Annotated in this window: 12 protein-coding genes; 4 read left to right on the top strand and 8 right to left on the bottom strand. The window is 51.0% G+C overall.

Annotation, left to right across the window (positions count from 1 at the left end; all coding sequences use genetic code 11):
- Positions 1-187 precede the first annotated feature (187 nt).
- From ABD028_RS11005 to ABD028_RS10995, 3 genes are all read right to left on the bottom strand, one after another.
- The gene (locus tag ABD028_RS11005; RefSeq protein WP_343844871.1) at positions 188-982 is read right to left on the bottom strand and encodes a MurR/RpiR family transcriptional regulator; all 795 of its coding nucleotides are present in this window, start codon (positions 980-982) and stop codon (positions 188-190) included.
- Between the two features lie 122 nt (positions 983-1104).
- On the bottom strand, positions 1105-3573 hold the full coding sequence (pbp4b, locus tag ABD028_RS11000) for a penicillin binding protein PBP4B (protein WP_343844869.1): 2469 nt from the start codon (positions 3571-3573) through the stop codon (positions 1105-1107).
- A 269-nt stretch (positions 3574-3842) separates the two neighbouring features.
- Positions 3843-6773, bottom strand: a complete 2931-nt coding sequence (locus ABD028_RS10995) for a carboxypeptidase regulatory-like domain-containing protein (protein WP_343844868.1) — start codon at positions 6771-6773, stop codon at positions 3843-3845.
- Positions 6774-7151: 378 nt separating this feature from the next.
- Between ABD028_RS10995 and ABD028_RS10990 the strand changes: the two genes are divergently transcribed.
- From ABD028_RS10990 to ABD028_RS10975, 4 genes are read left to right on the top strand one after another with little or no spacing between them, the layout of a single operon-like run.
- Positions 7152-8303, top strand: a complete 1152-nt coding sequence (locus ABD028_RS10990; RefSeq protein ID WP_343844867.1) for a DUF819 family protein — start codon at positions 7152-7154, stop codon at positions 8301-8303.
- Between the two features lie 20 nt (positions 8304-8323).
- The gene (locus ABD028_RS10985; RefSeq protein ID WP_343844866.1) at positions 8324-9691 is read left to right on the top strand and encodes an NlpC/P60 family protein; all 1368 of its coding nucleotides are present in this window, start codon (positions 8324-8326) and stop codon (positions 9689-9691) included.
- Between the two features lie 11 nt (positions 9692-9702).
- Positions 9703-10794: a dipeptide epimerase gene (locus ABD028_RS10980; protein WP_102798370.1), complete on the top strand. Its 1092-nt coding sequence runs from the start codon at positions 9703-9705 to the stop codon at positions 10792-10794.
- Positions 10795-10799: 5 nt separating this feature from the next.
- On the top strand, positions 10800-10970 hold the full coding sequence (locus ABD028_RS10975; RefSeq protein ID WP_343844865.1) for a hypothetical protein: 171 nt from the start codon (positions 10800-10802) through the stop codon (positions 10968-10970).
- Positions 10971-11257: 287 nt separating this feature from the next.
- Here the strand turns inward: ABD028_RS10975 and asnB are convergent, their stop codons facing one another.
- The 5 genes from asnB to ABD028_RS10950 all read right to left on the bottom strand — a co-directional run bounded on the left by asnB (position 11258) and on the right by ABD028_RS10950 (position 16451).
- The gene (gene asnB, locus ABD028_RS10970) at positions 11258-13267 is read right to left on the bottom strand and encodes an asparagine synthase (glutamine-hydrolyzing) (protein ID WP_343844863.1); all 2010 of its coding nucleotides are present in this window, start codon (positions 13265-13267) and stop codon (positions 11258-11260) included.
- A 156-nt stretch (positions 13268-13423) separates the two neighbouring features.
- Positions 13424-14497, bottom strand: coding sequence for an aspartate/ornithine carbamoyltransferase family protein (locus ABD028_RS10965; protein WP_102797357.1), 1074 nt, complete (start codon positions 14495-14497; stop codon positions 13424-13426).
- Positions 14491-14613 carry a hypothetical protein gene (locus tag ABD028_RS10960; RefSeq protein ID WP_281259797.1) on the bottom strand — a complete coding sequence of 41 codons (123 nt, stop codon included), beginning with the start codon at positions 14611-14613 and terminating at the stop codon, positions 14491-14493. Before ABD028_RS10960 ends, ABD028_RS10965 begins: the two co-directional genes overlap by 7 nt.
- Positions 14600-16042, bottom strand: a complete 1443-nt coding sequence (locus ABD028_RS10955; protein ID WP_343844862.1) for a sodium:solute symporter family transporter — start codon at positions 16040-16042, stop codon at positions 14600-14602. The genes ABD028_RS10960 and ABD028_RS10955 overlap by 14 nt, the downstream gene beginning before the upstream one ends.
- Complete coding sequence (locus tag ABD028_RS10950; RefSeq protein WP_343844861.1) at positions 16023-16451, bottom strand: hypothetical protein; 429 nt, start codon at positions 16449-16451, stop codon at positions 16023-16025. The genes ABD028_RS10955 and ABD028_RS10950 overlap by 20 nt, the downstream gene beginning before the upstream one ends.
- Between the last annotated feature and the right edge of the window lie 48 nt (positions 16452-16499).

Below are 16499 nucleotides of genomic sequence, written 5' to 3'. Positions count from 1 at the left end.
CTAATGAAGTTCTGACTGCATCATAGCAGCTCTAATTAGGTGGCCAAATTAACTATGCCACTACAGTATTTGCGTAAAAGCAGAAAAAACCACAGAGGCACAGAGAACACAGAGGAATTGAAGATCTTAAAACTCTGCGAGCTCTTCTCTGCGCCCTCAGCGTCTCTGTGTGATATATCCGAATCAGCTAACCTTGTTTAGCGGCTTTTTGCAGCGCCAGTACCAGTAAATCCACCAAATAAGACAGGTTAATCGCCTGCGGCGGTAGCACCACATCCGGATGCTGGCAATCCACCAGCATCTGCAAAGTGATATCACACAGGCTGGGCAGGCGGGTGTCGCCGTATTTGCAAATACCGATAATTTTGCTGCGATGCGCGCGGTTCAGGCGAATCAGTTCCTGCAAATGGTTGTCGCTGTCATCGATGCTAATCACCACCAGCACCTTGTTGTCCACCGCCTGATCGGCCAGCAGCAAGGCCAGGCGCTGATCATTAACATGCTGAACCTGTTTTTGTACCTCACACAACCCCTGCGCCAAGCGGGTAGCGGGATAGCAGCCTTCACCACTACCCTGCACCTGCACACAAGCGGCATGGGCCAGTACGGTCACTGCCTGCACAAAGCTGTCGGAAGCCTCCACTTCGGCCAGATAATCAATGGTTTTCAGGGCTTCCTGGCGAATAATATCGGTAATGGACTCCTGCTCATCGGCGCTGACAGCCTGGCCCATTTGGTTTTGCAGGCCGAGTCCCCTGGCCAGGCTTTCATTGACCGCCAGTTTTAGATCAGGGTAACCGCGATAGCCCATTTTCTGGCTGAATTTCACCACACTGGACTGGCTGACCCCCACGGCATTGGCCAACTGCTGCGACGAATAATCCCGCAGCAGATGGGTATTATCCAAAATAAAATCCGCCAGTTTCTTCTCACTGGAAGACATATGCTCACGCATGGCTTGCATCTTCAGTAAACAGGTCAAAATCTCTCCCTAGCGCCAGGTTTGATGCCCATAGGCCATTCAATTTCTTTACAAAGGTATAACGTCCTAGCATAACCTTTTTTTTATTCTGGTCACCCATTCTGTGCGTATAAGCCACAGATTCAGGGTTTAGCCAGAATGGCTTCGTAAACCAGCGATACCACACTGCCGTATCGCCCCGTTTCAAATTCGTCACCGGCAAAACCGTACCCCTGCTCGTTATCTGTCACCGGGCTGTGTTTGCGATTAGTAAGCAGAATAATGGCAAGGTCATAAGCCGGGTCAACCACCGTAACCGTACCCGTCCAGCCGGTATGGCCAATGGCCTGTGGACTGGCATAAGGGCCAAAGTGCCAGGCCCGCTCACCGTTCCCTGCGCGGCGCCAGCCCAGCCCCTGAGTGATATCTTTGTCAGATGCTTTGGCAAACTGATCCAGCACGGTTGCACTGAATATCTGCTGTTGGCCGTAGCCGCCGCGATTGAGCAGAATCTGGGTCAGCACCGCCATATCCTGGGCGCGGGAAAACAGCCCGGCATGCCCGGATACCCCGCCCATGGAATAAAAGGCCTTTTCATCATGCACTTCCCCCTGCAGGGTATAAGTACGGATATTGTCAAAATCGACCCGCCCGCCACGGCTATTGCCCTGAATTTCTGTGGCGGCAAACTGGCCCTTTACAAAGCCTTTATGTAGCGGGTTAAACATGGTGTGATGCAGGCCCAGCGGCTGGTAAATCTGGCTTTCCACATAGCTGTCCAGTTGCATGCCGGTGAGGCGTTCAACCAATATGCCCAGCAGCATATAGTCAGTGTCGCTATACAAGCTGCGCAAATTACGGCCGGTTTCAAAGGGCACCTGAGTTAACAGCAAGCGCTCAGTTTTGGCCTTGTTCTGAGAAAAAAAGTGTTTGCCCAGTGCGTTGTCAGGTTCATAGAAATGTATCGAGCTGGCATAGCCGGCGGTATGGGTTAGCAGATCTTTTACCGTACGAGCTTCACGTCCGGCGCCGCGGTACTCAGGAATATAGCGGCTGATAGGCTGACTGAAATCCAGCTTGCCCTGGCTGGCAAGCTTCATCAATGCATAGTTAGTGGCATACATTTTAGTGTTTGACGCCATATCAAACAGGGTGTCAACCCGCATAGGCTCAGGGCTGGGCAGCTGGCTGCCGTCATCAGCATAAACCCGCTGATTACCATAGGCGGTCTGCTTAACAATTCTGCCGTCTTTCACCACCATTAATACCGCGCCGGGAAAGCCCTGAGCAATATCATCGCCAATCAGTTTATCCACGGCTTTAAAGTTATAGGGGCTGGTTTTAGCCTCAGTGAGGGTTGGATAAGGAATAGTGACCCGGATCTCAGCACCTAATGGCCTAACATTAGCCACCTGCAGCACATTAATGCCATTTCTAGTGCGTTTAGCCAGGGAATAACGGTACTGCTGGTTAGCCTTAAATGGCTGCTGAATATTCAGCTTCTGGCCGTTAATCATAATGTCGGCACTTTGCGCGTTGTGGCTATCAATAATAATCTCGCCCTGCCCGGCATATGCCTTAAAAATACGCCTGTCGTTAACATACTGCCGCTCGCTGGGGTTGTGCTGCGGAAAGACTTCATCAATCTGCCCCAATGGCGGTAGCGTTACAGGCGCAACATCCGGCAACTGCTCTTTAGCATAACGCTGCATCAGCTTTTCAAGCCTGGCAGGGAAGTACTTCTCCAGTAACGCAAACAGGGTGGCGGCGGTTTTATCACTGGCCTGCCCACTAACATGCCAGGGTAAAAAGTGCATCTGAAAGGCTGACAGAGTATCCAGTGTTTGTGCATCCATCTGCCCGGTTTCCAGCACGCCATAACCATAAGTACGCAGTGCTGCCTGCACCAGGCCCAGACTGGGCGGCGACTGGCTAAATTGTTGCCAGTATTTGTTGACGGTATCGTTGTCATACCAGGCGCCTATACCTTCTTTGTATAACTGGTACCAGGGGAAACGCGGGCCAGGGTCATTCTTGCGGCTCGGGGTGATATCGGAATGGCCAATCACTTGTGTTGGGCCGATATCCGGGTTTCGGGCCAGAATGTCTTTTGACAGTTTAACCAGCAATTCAATTTGCTTGGGATCATAGTCAGGGAAGATACACAGGCGTCCATCACCGTGCTCCGTGCTTTGTTCCGGGTCCATAAAGTGATGCCCCATCGGGCGCTCGCAGCGCGGCACATTAACGATTTCAATACCAATGGACTGGTCATTCAGGTCCTGCCGCCCCTGCCAATAGCTGCTACCAGCATGCCAGGCGCGATCGTGCTCATCCACCAGTTGGTAAACCTGTAAATCATCACCGCCAGGATAAGAATCGTCAAAACGTTCAGGAATAAGATAGTGAGAGCTCACATACTTACCAGTAACCAGCGCGTCCACCGAAGCCTGATAGTCTATGGCGGTAAAGTGCATCACCAAAAACTGCACTCTGTGGTTGTAACTGTTGGACGGCATTTGCTGCACCGAGAAACTGGCACAGCCGGCTAACCCAGCCAGAGCGGCCAGGCCAACCCAGCTAACACGGGCTATTCCCTGAAAAAACGACATAACACTCTCTTTGTTTTTGTAGACCGTATGGCCTTAGTCTCTCGTTATCCGATGGTGTTTTTATTGCACCGAATTGCGTTAATACATCTTTTTGACCGCTAGCGCCGGTCAGACAAGCCAGAGAGGCAGTTTTTTTCTGCCCGCCCCTGGACATCGCCGCTCTTTCGCATCCATGCGACCACGGCATACCGTCCATCCCTGGACATAAAAAATCCCCGACGGATGCGAGGATTTTATCCGGCCCTGCCAGCAGGGCCATAGTGAACCGCTTAGAACTCCACCGCCACAGAGACTTGTAGTCTGCGTGGGTTGTAGTAGTCACGAGCTTCTCCAAAGGTATCGGAGAACGCATAAGGATTAAAGTTGTAACCAGTCTGGCGATCAAACACATTGAACAGGTCAGCACGGAACTTCAACATAAAGTCATCAGTCAACTGGAAATCCTGCGTGTAGTTCAGATCTAACTGCCAATGGCTTGGACTGCGTCTGCTACCGGCCGGCTCACCATAACGGTTTGTTGCGGAAACAGTACTGGCGTAACCATACACAGTTGGGTCCCATTTCTCCCAGGGTTGACCCGACTGATACAACAAATAAGCCCCAATATTGGCATTCCAGTCCGTGGTGTAGTAACCATAAACCTTCAGCAAATGCGGTTTATCACTGCTAAGGGTTCCGTATTTGTTATCCCATGAATAACGGCCATTACCATCGTTATAGTTGGAGGAACCAACAAAAGTATTGGCATCGTTTGTCGCCGTGGTATTGTCCTGGTCAAAGTTACCGTAGTAATGGCTCCACACGTAAGAAGCATTCAGATAGGTATTATCGCCATTCCATTCAGCTTCCAGGCTTAATTCCCAATACTTGGTCTGGCCGTCATCCACTTCGGCAATTACATAAGACGACCCGCCAATTTCGGCGCGAATGGCATCCAGGTTATCAACATACAGGCCTTTATCAGCAATATGTTGTGGTACAGAGCCATTGCCATAAGTACCGGACAAACGCGCAGTATTTGGTACATCTTCCCAGAAATGCGAGCCTTCACGGTATCTGGCATGGCCACGAATAAACCATTCATCGGTTAACTGCTTAGTTGTACCAATAGTAAATTCATCGATTCGACGTGGCTTCATATTGTCCTGAAATGCCTTACCGGATGAACCCTCTCTTGGCGTAGATTCAATAAAATTTCCGTCCTTATCAAACCATACTTCCATTTGCGGGCGGGCATTTCTATCCCAGGACGCTGCACGGGCCAATGAACTGGCTTCAGGGTTATACTGGGCAAAGTTAGCAAATACGGTGTTTTCACCGTCATAACGCCATTCCACGCCCAAACGGGGTTGGATCATATCCTTCCAGTCAATGGTATACATTTTGTATTTATTGCCAGGCGCCACTTCATAACCGGAAACAGTACCGTCTTTGCGGCGCAGGCCCTGACCGTAGTAAACATCCTTACTGATCAGTACCCCAACATTGTAGGTAAAATCACCATGTTCAATGGTGTCATTAATTTCGAAATTATAGGTTTCGATGGATGACACAATGGCTGGCACCGAGCTTTCAATATCACCAAAAGTGGATTGCTGGGTATAGCTACGATAATAGATGGGGGTACCATCTGTAGCAGTCTCCAGGCCGCCAATATAAGAAATAGAACCCCAGCCGTTAGAATCACGAATCAGCTCTTCCTCACTTTCGGCCCATTTAAAACCAAAGTGCAAGCTATGGGTTGACTCACCCCACATCAGCTCGTGTTCAAGGGCCGTTTCAAAGCTGTCTCGATAGAAATTGATATTGTCAATCTGATAGTAGCCACCAACTCCGCCACCGCCTTTGCGTACACCGCCCTCTAAATAGCCATATTGGTCAATTAGGGCCTGACCTGTGACACGGTCGTACCCCTCATCAGAGCGCAAGGTCGGTACATTGAAATACCCCATCTGGTCCAGATTCGAGATATCAAGCGAACCACCAATGGTAGGCACCACACCTAAAGCCATATCAGGTACACCAGCTGTTTCCAGGGTAAACTCACTGTATTGGAAACTAACGGTTGTGTAGTCATCAATAATATAAGAGCCGTCAAATATCAGGATATCCTGGTCCGCTGTGCCGCCGGAAGACGCGCTATCCGCATCAAACTCCCCAATTGACGCGGCGGTTTCTTCCTTCTCAGAAGTCCGGTAGCTGAGGTTCATCAACAACTCGTAAGTTGGTGCCCAGGTCAGCTTGCCAAAATATTCATCCCTGACGCTCTTAAAGGGCTTAACCTCACCATATTTGGTTACTTTGCTTTGACCATCTTCTTCCGGGCGATAATAAGAGGCATAGAAAAACAGCTCATCCTCAATAAGCGGCCCCCCCAGGTTGGCGGTCACCCAGCTCTTATCTTTCTCTTCATACAGACCTTCATCAGGGGTGGCTGAAAAATTAGCATCCTCCAGCTTGTATTCTAATTTACCGTGGAATTCATTGGTCCCTGATTTGGACTTGGTGTTCATGGCGAAACCGCCAGCACGATTAAAGCCCTTAGCCTTGGCACCGCCGCGCTCCATCGACACCATTTCAATATCATGGGTTGAAGGCTCAGATGCCAGATTGCCAAACAGCGGCAATGAGACATCTACGCCATCAAAACCATATTTGTTATCCACTCCAGAACCACCAGCTGCCGGCCCCAGAGTGCTATTCTCGGAATACTGTACGCCAGGTACCAGCTTAAACAGGTCGCGGTAGCTTTGCCCCACCGGTAACCCTTCCACTACATCATCACCAATCGAGTTGGTCAGAGAAGAATTACCTTCACGGACAATAGCACTGCCGACAATCTGAATAATCTCTGTGTCGTCAGCCGTGGCCGGAGCCAGCACAATACTGACATTAGAAACCTGGTCCAGCAGTACATTAGCACTGGCCTTACGAACGGTGCCGTCGGCTGACGTAAATGTCAGTTCATAACGCCCTGGGATCAAGAGTGGCAGATTGTAGCTACCATCTTCGGCGGTGGTGGTGGAACGGGGCTTGGGCATTACATTACTGGTGGCGGTTACCGTTACACCACCCACGGCCATACCCTGTTGCTCGGTAACTTTACCTTTGATACCGCCTGCCTGCTGAGCCACAGCCGGGGCACAAACCATCGCACTCGCTAACGCCAGGGCAGACACGGAATAAAGAGGAGTTCTCAACGCCCGTCTTGTAGCCAATGCCAGGCGCCTTCTAGAAAAAGCAGTCTTATTGAGTTTCATGTTTATGTTATCCCTGGTTCAGTTGTATTTGTTTTAAACCAATGCACTTGTTGCTGGCTTTTTGAACAGCCGCTATTAACGCTAGCACTATTCCCGGCCAATTGAAATAACTTATTCCAAACAACTTGCAACCAAGGAATATTTACTTCATCCTGAAGTTAAGCTGCTCCTACACCAGTATGGATAAAATATCAGCAATTTCCACAATGTAAATAATTTATTATTACTTTATTATTGATTTGAAATAATATTCCTTGATACTCAATGTGTATAAAGATTCGCCGATGGACAAGGGCATAGAAAAAAGAGACCTCAGCCATGATTGATTCTGTAAGCGGTTTTATAGCGCTGGTACTGGGCTGTGCAGGCCTGCTGGCGCTACTGGAAGACAAAACCGCCAAGCGCTTTTTTGCCCTGGTTCCGGCCGTGGTGGTACTGTATTTTGTGATGCTGTGCGCTGCCAGTCTGTCTGTTTGGCAAGCCAGCCCAGCCATCGACCAGGCCTACAAAGTCAGCAAAGGCAATTTGCTGCCTGCCATGATTTTTCTGATGATGGTACAGGCCGACCTGCGCATTATCGCTAAACTCGGCCCCAGATTATTGCTGACCTTTCTGGCCGCCTCGACCTCTATTATTCTGGCGATTATTGTGGTGCATTTGCTGATGCACAACTGGCTGCCTGCACAGAGCTGGCAGACCTTTGCGGCACTGGCTGGCAGTTGGCTGGGCGGCACCGGTAATATGGTGGCGGTGCAGGGAATATTCAGTATTAATGAACAAAGTATGGGCTTTGCCCTGCTGGTAGATTCCATTGACTATGCGGTGTGGGTCTTTATTCTGCTGGCCCTGACCCCGCATGCCAAACTGTTTAACCGCTGGAGTGGCGCAGACAATACGCGTCTTGATCAGGTTGCCGCCCAGTTGAATGAACAACAGATTGCACCGGCCAGTGGCGCGGCTTTGCTGTTTTGGCTGGGGGCTGCCGCAGTGGCGGCCCAGACTGCTATCTGGCTGGGTAGCATATTGCCAGGCAATGAATTTTTTAACAGCACCGCCTGGCAAGTGGTGGTAGCCACGGGATTAGGCCTGCTGGTTGCCCAATCGCCTCTCAGGCAACTGGGTGGCGATCGTGAGTTATCCAAATTAATGCTGTTTATTCTGATTGCCCTGATTGCCTCCAGAGGCAATGTGGCCAATATCGGCCAGGCGCCTCTGTTTATTCTGTCCGGGCTTTTGATTCTGATACTGCATGCGCTGGTGATGCTGGCCCTGGCCAAGTTATTCCGGCTGGACCTGTTTACCTGTGGTGTAGCGTCGCTGGCCAATATTGGTGGCGTAGCCTCAGCGCCGATTCTGGCGGCGTCTTACTCTCGCAGCCTGATCCCTGTTGGTATACTTATGGCGTTACTGGGCTATATAGTCGGTACCGCGGGCGGCATTTTGGTGGGCAATCTGCTACCGGCCATTTGAATTGGAAGCAAATTAATATTATGAAATTACTCTGTGCATTATTTCTGGGTCTGAGTTTCCTAACTTTCAGCGCCAGCGCTGCCGACACCGATGTTATCGGTATTCAGATGCAGCATCTGCAAAGCGAATATTGGGTCAACAAACAAAAAGATGCCAATCAGGTACTGTTAAGCCAAACGCAAATCAAGCAGCTTAATCAGCGAACCTTCAACCAGCAGAATGAACTGCAGGACCTGGCAGACCTGCCTGCAGCCTTAAGTGCAGAAGATCTTAAAGCCGCTATCGAACAGGTCAGTTCTATTCCCAGTAGTGACAGATTCTATGCCGATGGTACCCAGTTAACCAAACAGCACTACCAGCCTTATCTGGAAAACCTGAATATCACCAACATCAGAGCCTTAAACCCCGTGCGGTTTGCGCTGGTGACCGAGCGAACTCATATGCGCCGCTTCCCCTCTGCGGATAAAGCCTATAACCAGGAGATGGATCTGGATATTGACCGTTTTATCGAAACCGGACTGTTTCCTGGTGATGCCCTGGCGATTTATCACCAAAGTAAAGACGGCCAATGGTTGCTGGCCCGTGCCTATCATTATCTGGCCTGGCTGCCGGCATCATCGGTGGCCATTGGCACAAAAGAACAAGTGCTGGGCTACGGGCAAAAAACGCCCTTTATGGTGGTAACTGGTGCAAAGGTGTTTACCAATCATAATCCCGAGGTTGTGCAACTGTCGGAAAAACAATTGGATATGGGTGTCAGGCTGCCCCTGCTGAGTAATCAGGACGTCAATCACCGCCTGTATGGCCAGAATCCCTATGCCAGCTATGCGGTGGAACTGCCCTTTCGCGAAGCCAATGGCAGCTTGTCATTTAAACCCGCCCTGATCAGCCGCAATCAGGACCTGCATCAGGGTTACCTGCCTTTTACCCCGGCCAATATAATTCGCCAGGGTTTTAAGTTTCTCGGTGAACGCTACGGCTGGGGCCACGACTTTAACGCCAGGGACTGCACAGGTTTTGTGTCAGAGGTTTATCGCACTTTTGGCATTCTGATGCCGCGTAACTCCGGTGAGCAGGGCAAAGGCCAATATGGTCAGAATATCCGCTTTGATAAAAACAGCAGCGAACAGGACAAACTCAGCGCCCTCAACAAACTGCAAGTTGGAGACCTGATTTACATCCCCGGCCATGTGGTGATGTATCTGGGTGAGGAGCACGGCCAACCTTATGTTATCCACGATGTACACGGCATGGCCTATGTGGATAAACAGGGCAATTTTTACCAGGGAGGGCTGAACGGTGTATCTGTGACTCCGCTTCTGCCCATGCGATTGTCGCAGTCCACCAGCTATGTGGACAGGATTTACACCATTAAAACTATCCGTTAGGGGTCAAAGTCATGAAAATCACTGATATCAAATTTGCCATGCTCAGGGTGCCACTCAAGACCCCGTTTAAAACGGCGCTGCGCACCGTTGAAAAAGTTGAGGATGTGATCGTTATTATCGAAACCGATACCGGTCACAGAGGCTATGGCGAAGCCCCGGCCACGGCGGTTATTACCGGCGATACCCATGGTTCGATTATTGAAGCGATTAAAACCATGATCAAACCCAAGCTGATTGGCGAGGATATTGAGGATTTAAATCGCATAACCCATCTGATTCAGGGCAGTATCGTCAAAAATTACAGCGCTAAAGCGGCGGTAGAAATTGCCATTTATGACCTGTTTGCCCAGCGCTATAACGCACCTTTGTATAAGATCCTGGGCGGCGGCGAACCCACCTTAAGTACCGATATTACTATCAGCGTGGATTACATCGATAAGATGGTCAAAGACAGTATCGAGGCGGTAAACCGCGGCTTCGAAACCCTGAAAATCAAGGTCGGCAAAGATATCGGTGTGGACATCGAGCGGGTTAAGGCCATCTATGCGGCGGTAGAAGGCAAAGCCTTGCTGCGCCTGGATGCAAACCAGGGCTGGACCGCCAAAGAAGCGGTATACGCCCTGACCAAACTCGAAGATGCCGGTGTACGTCTGGAACTGGTAGAACAGCCGGTCAAAGGCCATGACTTAGAAGGAATGAAGTATATTACCGAGCGGGTACATACGCCGGTGATGGCCGATGAAAGTACTTTTGGCCCCAAAGAAGTCATCGAACTGATTAAAATGCGCGCCGCCGATATTATTAATATCAAGCTGATGAAAACCGGCGGTATCTCCAATGCCATCCGTATTGCAGATATCGCCGAAACCTTCGACGTTCAATGCATGATTGGTTGTATGCTGGAAACCAGTATCAGCGTGGCCGCTGCCGCCCATCTGGCGGTGGCCAAGTCACATATTATTACCAAGGTAGATCTGGACGGCCCGTCGCTATGCGCCTTTGACCCTGTGATTGGCAATGTAAAATTTAACGGTGCCGAGATCAGTATCGAAAATACCCCTGGGCTGGGCATTAAGGAAATTAAAGGCCTGGAAATGCTGTAAGGCAGTTGGCAGTTGGCAGTTGGCAGTTGGCAGTTGGCAGTTGGCAGTTGGCAGTTGGCAGTTGGCAGTTGGCAGTTGGCAGTTGGCAGTTGGCAGTTGGCAGTTGGCAGTTGGCAGTTGGCAGTTGGCAGTTTAATCTGACTCGCCCTCGCGCGCTGTCAACGGATTTCAGCTAACTGCCGACTGATTACTGACCACTTTGATCCAACGACTTCCCCCCGTCGGACTTAAGTCCGACCCACGGTGTTTAGACTGGATTTTGCTGTCGGAATCAATTCTGACTCTTTGTATTTATCTGGACTTTTCTGTCGAAATTAATTTCGACCCACTGTGGGTTGGGCTTAAGCCCAACAACAATAGCTTAAAAATCCGTGGTTACTATACAGTTGGCAGTCCAGGTCGCCCCTGCTCTGCCAACTGATTACTGACGACTGACCACTTAGATCTGCCGACCAACCAACACTTAAACCACCCAACCTAATTGCTGAGCCCGGTCATAGGCCAGTTGGCTGACATCCTGTTCAATAAAATGATGATGCAACAGCATCACCCCCAGCACATGATTTAACACGGCATCCACCTGTACTTTGTCAGCCGCAGGGGTGGCCGGGTTCTCCTGACGACGCATCAGCTCATCCACAAAGGCCGTATCAATTAACCCCGCCTGCTTAAGCTGTGCCGGGGAAGCATAGCGTTCAAATAGGCCTTTCAGCTTATTCCATTTCTTCTCGTCGGTATGCGCCGGCGGCGCCATAAAGGCGAATTTCTGCCGCTCGTACAATACGGTTGGCAGTAGGCCCTTCATGGCTTCACGCAGTACGTATTTTTCTTTACTGCCGCGAATACGCAGCTCTGGGGGAATAGTGGCAGCATATTCAGCCAGATGATGATCCAAAAAGGCCGGGCGGGCTTCCATGGAATTCGCCATGTCGACTCTGTCACCGCCCCAGGTCAAAATCTGCCCTTCCAGCATGGTTTTGATCCACACATACTGCGCTTTATCCAGAGGATGGCGGTCCTTCAGAAAGTCCTCGTCCAGACGATCGGCAATGGCTGCTCCAGGTTCATATTCTGCCAGTTCATCACGAATGGCCGGATGCAGCAGCTGCCTGGCCAGATCCGAACAACCCAGCCAGGGTTGCAGACAGCTTGGCGTAAAGCCTACTTTGGCATTGATGCTGTCAGACACATATTCGTCTTTGGGCAGCATCGCGCCCTGAAACAGTTTGTTGGACTCCATCAAGGTGCGCTGCCATTCCTCGGCCTGACCCGTGTCCAGTCCTTCCATACCATGCAGGAACATATCTTTGCGAAACGCCGGATAGCCGGCAAACAGCTCATCAGACCCCTCACCGGTCAACACCACTTTATAGTCCACATGCCGTACATGCTGACTCATCATCAGCTTGGCCACCGCCAGGGTATTGTAAATAGTGCGCTCGGTATGCCAGATGGTACGGGCAAAATTGTCGTAAAGCAGGTCGGCATTGAGTTTCAGAATATCTTGCTCGGCACCTGTGGCCCTGGCCATTTCGGTGGCAATAGCGGCCTCATCATATTCATCATTATCAAAACTGATGGTAAAAGCGCGAATAGGATCCTGACTGGCGGCAGACGCCAGACCTAAAATAGAGCATGAATCAATGCCGCCGGATAAATAACAGCCCACCGGCACATCGGCATTCAGACGTAATTGCACCGCCTCAAGCAGATGGCTGCGTACGCCCTGAATATAGCTTTCATCGTCCAGCCTAGGTCTGGCATCCGGAGTGGGAAAATCCATATCCCAGTATTTACTGGTTTCAATCACAAAGCGGCCATCGCGGCGTTGAATCTTCAGCATATGACCTGGCTCCACCTGGTGCACACCTTTGAAGGCTGTGGTGCCTGGCACCATCACCTGGATCAGTTGGTGAAATAGCCCCTGGCTGTCAAACTCCGGCTTAACATCCGGGTGTGCCAGCACGGTTTTAACTTCGGAGCCATACACTAACTGGCCGTTAACTTCTGTCCAGTACAACGGTTTTATACCAAAGCGGTCACGCACCAGATACAGGCAATCCTGCTGCTCGTCGAACAGGGAAAAGGCAAACTCACCACGCAGGTGCTTGAGGGTTTCAGCCATACCCAGTCGCAGGTAAAGATGCGGGACAATCTCAGAATCACTTTTGGTTTCGAAATGCTCGCCCAGAGCAGTTAACTCACCGCGCAGGCGCTGATAATCATAAAATTCGCCATTGTGGGCGAAAATAATCTGGCCACCATGCAGGAAAAACGGCTGACGGCCACGGTTTTCATTTAAATCAATAATAGACAGGCGGGCATGGCTCATCCCCATGCCAACACCGGCCGGGTTGCAATAGCCGTAATTGTCCGGCCCGCGGTGGTGCATAATGGCGGCCATATTGACCAACACCTGCGAATCCACCTCCTGCTCAGGCCGGGCGGCAAAAATACCTGCTATTCCACACATAAATACTCCTGTTTGTTCTGCATTAGCGGGGCTTCAACGTAGACGCGATACAGGATGTATCGCCATTTTCAGTCCCCTGAAAATGCGAGCGAAGCAAAACCACGCTTTTGCGTAGCGACTCAGGACCGCAGGCAGGAAGCCGCAGGTCCGAATCAACTAGATCACATCCAACACCAGCTCAGCCCGCTTCACCAGGCACGTCAGCAGCGCCATACGCAAAAACACCGCGCCCCTGGCCTGGGAGAAATACCAGTTGTGATGGGTGTTATCCAAATCGGTGCTGAGTTCTTCGCCACGGGCCAGCGGATGCAGAATAATGGCTTCGGGTTTTAAGGGCGACGCGGCATCCAAATGGTACTTTTTGCCATACTGTTTAAAGGAGTTACCTTCCCAGGAGATGGCATTGATATACACCACATCGGCCTGCGGCAGCACCTCGTCCAGATCATCGGCGGTCTGTACCTGCAAACCGAACTCCTCCAGTTGTTCTAACTGGCCTTCGGCGAACATGGCCTTGCAGCTTTTATCGTTAACTACTGTTACTGTGGAAAACACCTCAGGGAAATAGCACAGCAGCTTTAATAAACTGCGTACCGTGCGCATCTTGGCTGGCAGCCCCACCAGGCACAGATTGAGCGGCTCGCCCGGGTTGTCGGTGACCAGATCCGGGCGCCATTTAAAAATGGTGTACAAGTCTGCCAATGCCTGGGTGGGATGTTCATCGGTGCCGTTACCGGCATTAATAATCGGAATGCGCAAGGCATCCATCATATCCCGCACCGACGCTTCCTTAGAGTCACGCAGTACCACGCAATCACCGTAGTTATTAAACATTTCCGCCACGTCCCGCAGGGATTCGCCCTTGGCAATTCCGGTAGTGGAGCGATCGGTAATAGACATAATATCGCCGCCCAGGCGATGCCAGGCACTTTCAAACGACAAACGCGTGCGGGTACTGGGCTCATAAAAAGCCGAGATCAGGATCTGGCCGTTCAGGGAACTGCTGAACCTGTCCGGGTTGGCCTCATATTTGGCGGCCAGGCGAAAGAGTTGCAGCAAGGTATCGCGGTCAAATTGATCCGACGAATAAATATGCTGATTAGACAGCTTAGCCAGGTGATCGCCTTCCTCAACGATAGCGCGCAGCAACTTTTTCGGATGGGCGTCGCCATGCACGTCAGGACGGCTGCGTTCAAACTGTATAACCTGTTCAAGGTTGGGATCTACCATAGGTTCTTATCCTTGAGATCGCGCTGATAAAGCAGCAATAAAATAACCGGTGCCAGAGCACTACCCACCAGGGCTGCCCACACCAATATGGCTAACAGGGATTCACTCAGATACATCTCTGGCCTCCTTAAAGGTTTGCCAGTCGAATTTGCCAGGAGCCAGATAGACACCAGCCAAGCAGATAAGCAGCGACACCAATGCACTGCTGATGGCCGCCACATAAAAGCCCACTACGAAGTATAGGGTCAGACCACTGACGATGCCTAAGGCCATTGCCGCACTGGCAAAACGCCCGGTCAGGGCAGGATGATATAAGCCAAACAAAATTGGCCAGATAGCGGATGCCACAAAGGCACCGGTGAAATTCAACAATGCGCCCAGGGTCGCCACTTTCGGCAGACATAGCAGCCAGGTCAGCAGCCCCAGGCCAATCACGATACGTTTATTGGCCTTGAGCAAAGTATCGCTGTCTGCCTTGGGATTAAGCAGGCGTTTGTAGCCGTCCTGCGTGATTAAATCCGACGTAGCGGCCAGCAGGCTGTCCATGCTGGACGCCAGGGCCGAAAATACCACCACAAACACAAATACCGCACCAATACTGCCCAACAACTTGGCCGCCACTAAAGGGCCTACCATATCGGCACTGGGCGGTACAATCCCTAAAGACAGCGCGGCCAGCGCCACAAAGCCGGTGACAATAGGAATGGGCAACCATAACAGGCCACCGGTCAGAAAGGCTTTTTTCCCCACTCCACCTTTAAATGCAAAGGCCCTCGACCACCAGACATTAGAATGGAATATCTCACCAATACCGAAAAAGATATTGTTAAACAGAAACATGATTGCAGCTGGGAAGGCCAGATTAAGTAGTTCCGGCTGCAGCTCGCTGACATTTTGGTGAATCTGGCTGATGCCCACTTTGTCGATACAAAACCAGGCAATGATCACCACCCCAACCAAAATCAGAATGGACTGCACAAAGTCGGTGGCAATCACCGCTTTTAAGCCCCCCAGCAAGGTATAAGCCACACAAATCAGCAAGATTGCCGTCATGCCCGTGTGGTAGTCCAGGTCACTTAAAGAGGAAAGCAAGATACCACCGGCCATACCCAGACTGACCAGCCAGCCCATGGCATAAAACAACGAGATAAGCATAAACACGGCCCAGGCGGTGGGGCCAAAACGAGTGCGAATAAAGTCGCCGCTGGTGAAGCCGTGCGGCATCAGAGCTTTGATACGCGCTGCCATAGGCGCAAACAGAATCAGCCCCAGGGCAGCCATGCTATAGCCAATCATGCCCCAGATACCGAACTGGTAAGCCAACTGCGGCGCCACCAGGGTAGTATTACTGGTGATCCAGGTCGCCATGGCGGTCGCGGTAGCAAAAGCAAACCCCACGTTGCGCCCAGCCAGGGCGTAATCATCAATACTGCGATTACCCCGCCCCAGATACCAGCCAAAAGCTACCCACAACAGGCCGAAGCCGATCAGGATGGCCAGCGCCAATCCTGAGTCCAACTGTGCATCAAGCATAGTGGCCGTCACGCTCCCTGCGAACAAAACTGAGTAAGATGCCCACCAACATTAAAAATGCCGCCAGGCCCAATACAAACAGCGCCAAAGCCTGGTAAAGGGAACGGTGTGTTACCTGCACCCGTGCCAGCTCCACCGGTGAGTGTTCACCGCTGCTGTCAATCAGCCTGGCCAGGTATTCACCATTGGCGAAACCAGACAAGGTTGCCTGGCGCTGCCCAGTGACATCAAAGGTCTGCACAGCAACTGGCGCTGGCTTTCCTTCTACCATCTGAACAATCTCCAGACTGTCATAGGCACTGCTGTGGTTTTCAAACTCCAGTACAAAGTAACCTTCCCTGGATTCCAGGGTTTGCGCTGCATGAACTGGGGTACAGATCATCAACAACAAGCCCAGGAGAAGCGTTGGGATCGTCCTCATGACGTCTCCTCTGCTTAACATTTAAAGTCCATGCTAACATTTATTTGT

It is taken from the genome of Bowmanella denitrificans (genome assembly GCF_039522935.1).
In the GTDB taxonomy this organism is placed as follows: Bacteria; Pseudomonadota; Gammaproteobacteria; order Enterobacterales; family Alteromonadaceae; genus Bowmanella; species Bowmanella denitrificans.
This window is presented reverse-complemented; position numbering and strand designations above follow the sequence as displayed.

Bases quoted from the DNA above. Each gene is read 5' to 3' on its own strand.
- pbp4b (WP_343844869.1), bottom strand. From the start codon at position 3,573: ATGTCGTTTTTTCAGGGAATAGCCCGTGTTAGCTGGGTTGGCCTGGCC.
- ABD028_RS10990 (WP_343844867.1), top strand. From the start codon at position 7,152: ATGATTGATTCTGTAAGCGGTTTTATAGCGCTGGTACTGGGCTGTGCA.
- asnB (WP_343844863.1), bottom strand. From the start codon at position 13,267: ATGTGTGGAATAGCAGGTATTTTTGCCGCCCGGCCTGAGCAGGAGGTG.
- ABD028_RS10985 (WP_343844866.1), top strand. From the start codon at position 8,324: ATGAAATTACTCTGTGCATTATTTCTGGGTCTGAGTTTCCTAACTTTC.
- ABD028_RS10965 (WP_102797357.1), bottom strand. From the start codon at position 14,497: ATGGTAGATCCCAACCTTGAACAGGTTATACAGTTTGAACGCAGCCGT.
- ABD028_RS10960 (WP_281259797.1), bottom strand. From the start codon at position 14,613: ATGTATCTGAGTGAATCCCTGTTAGCCATATTGGTGTGGGCAGCCCTG.
- ABD028_RS10950 (WP_343844861.1), bottom strand. From the start codon at position 16,451: ATGAGGACGATCCCAACGCTTCTCCTGGGCTTGTTGTTGATGATCTGT.
- ABD028_RS10980 (WP_102798370.1), top strand. From the start codon at position 9,703: ATGAAAATCACTGATATCAAATTTGCCATGCTCAGGGTGCCACTCAAG.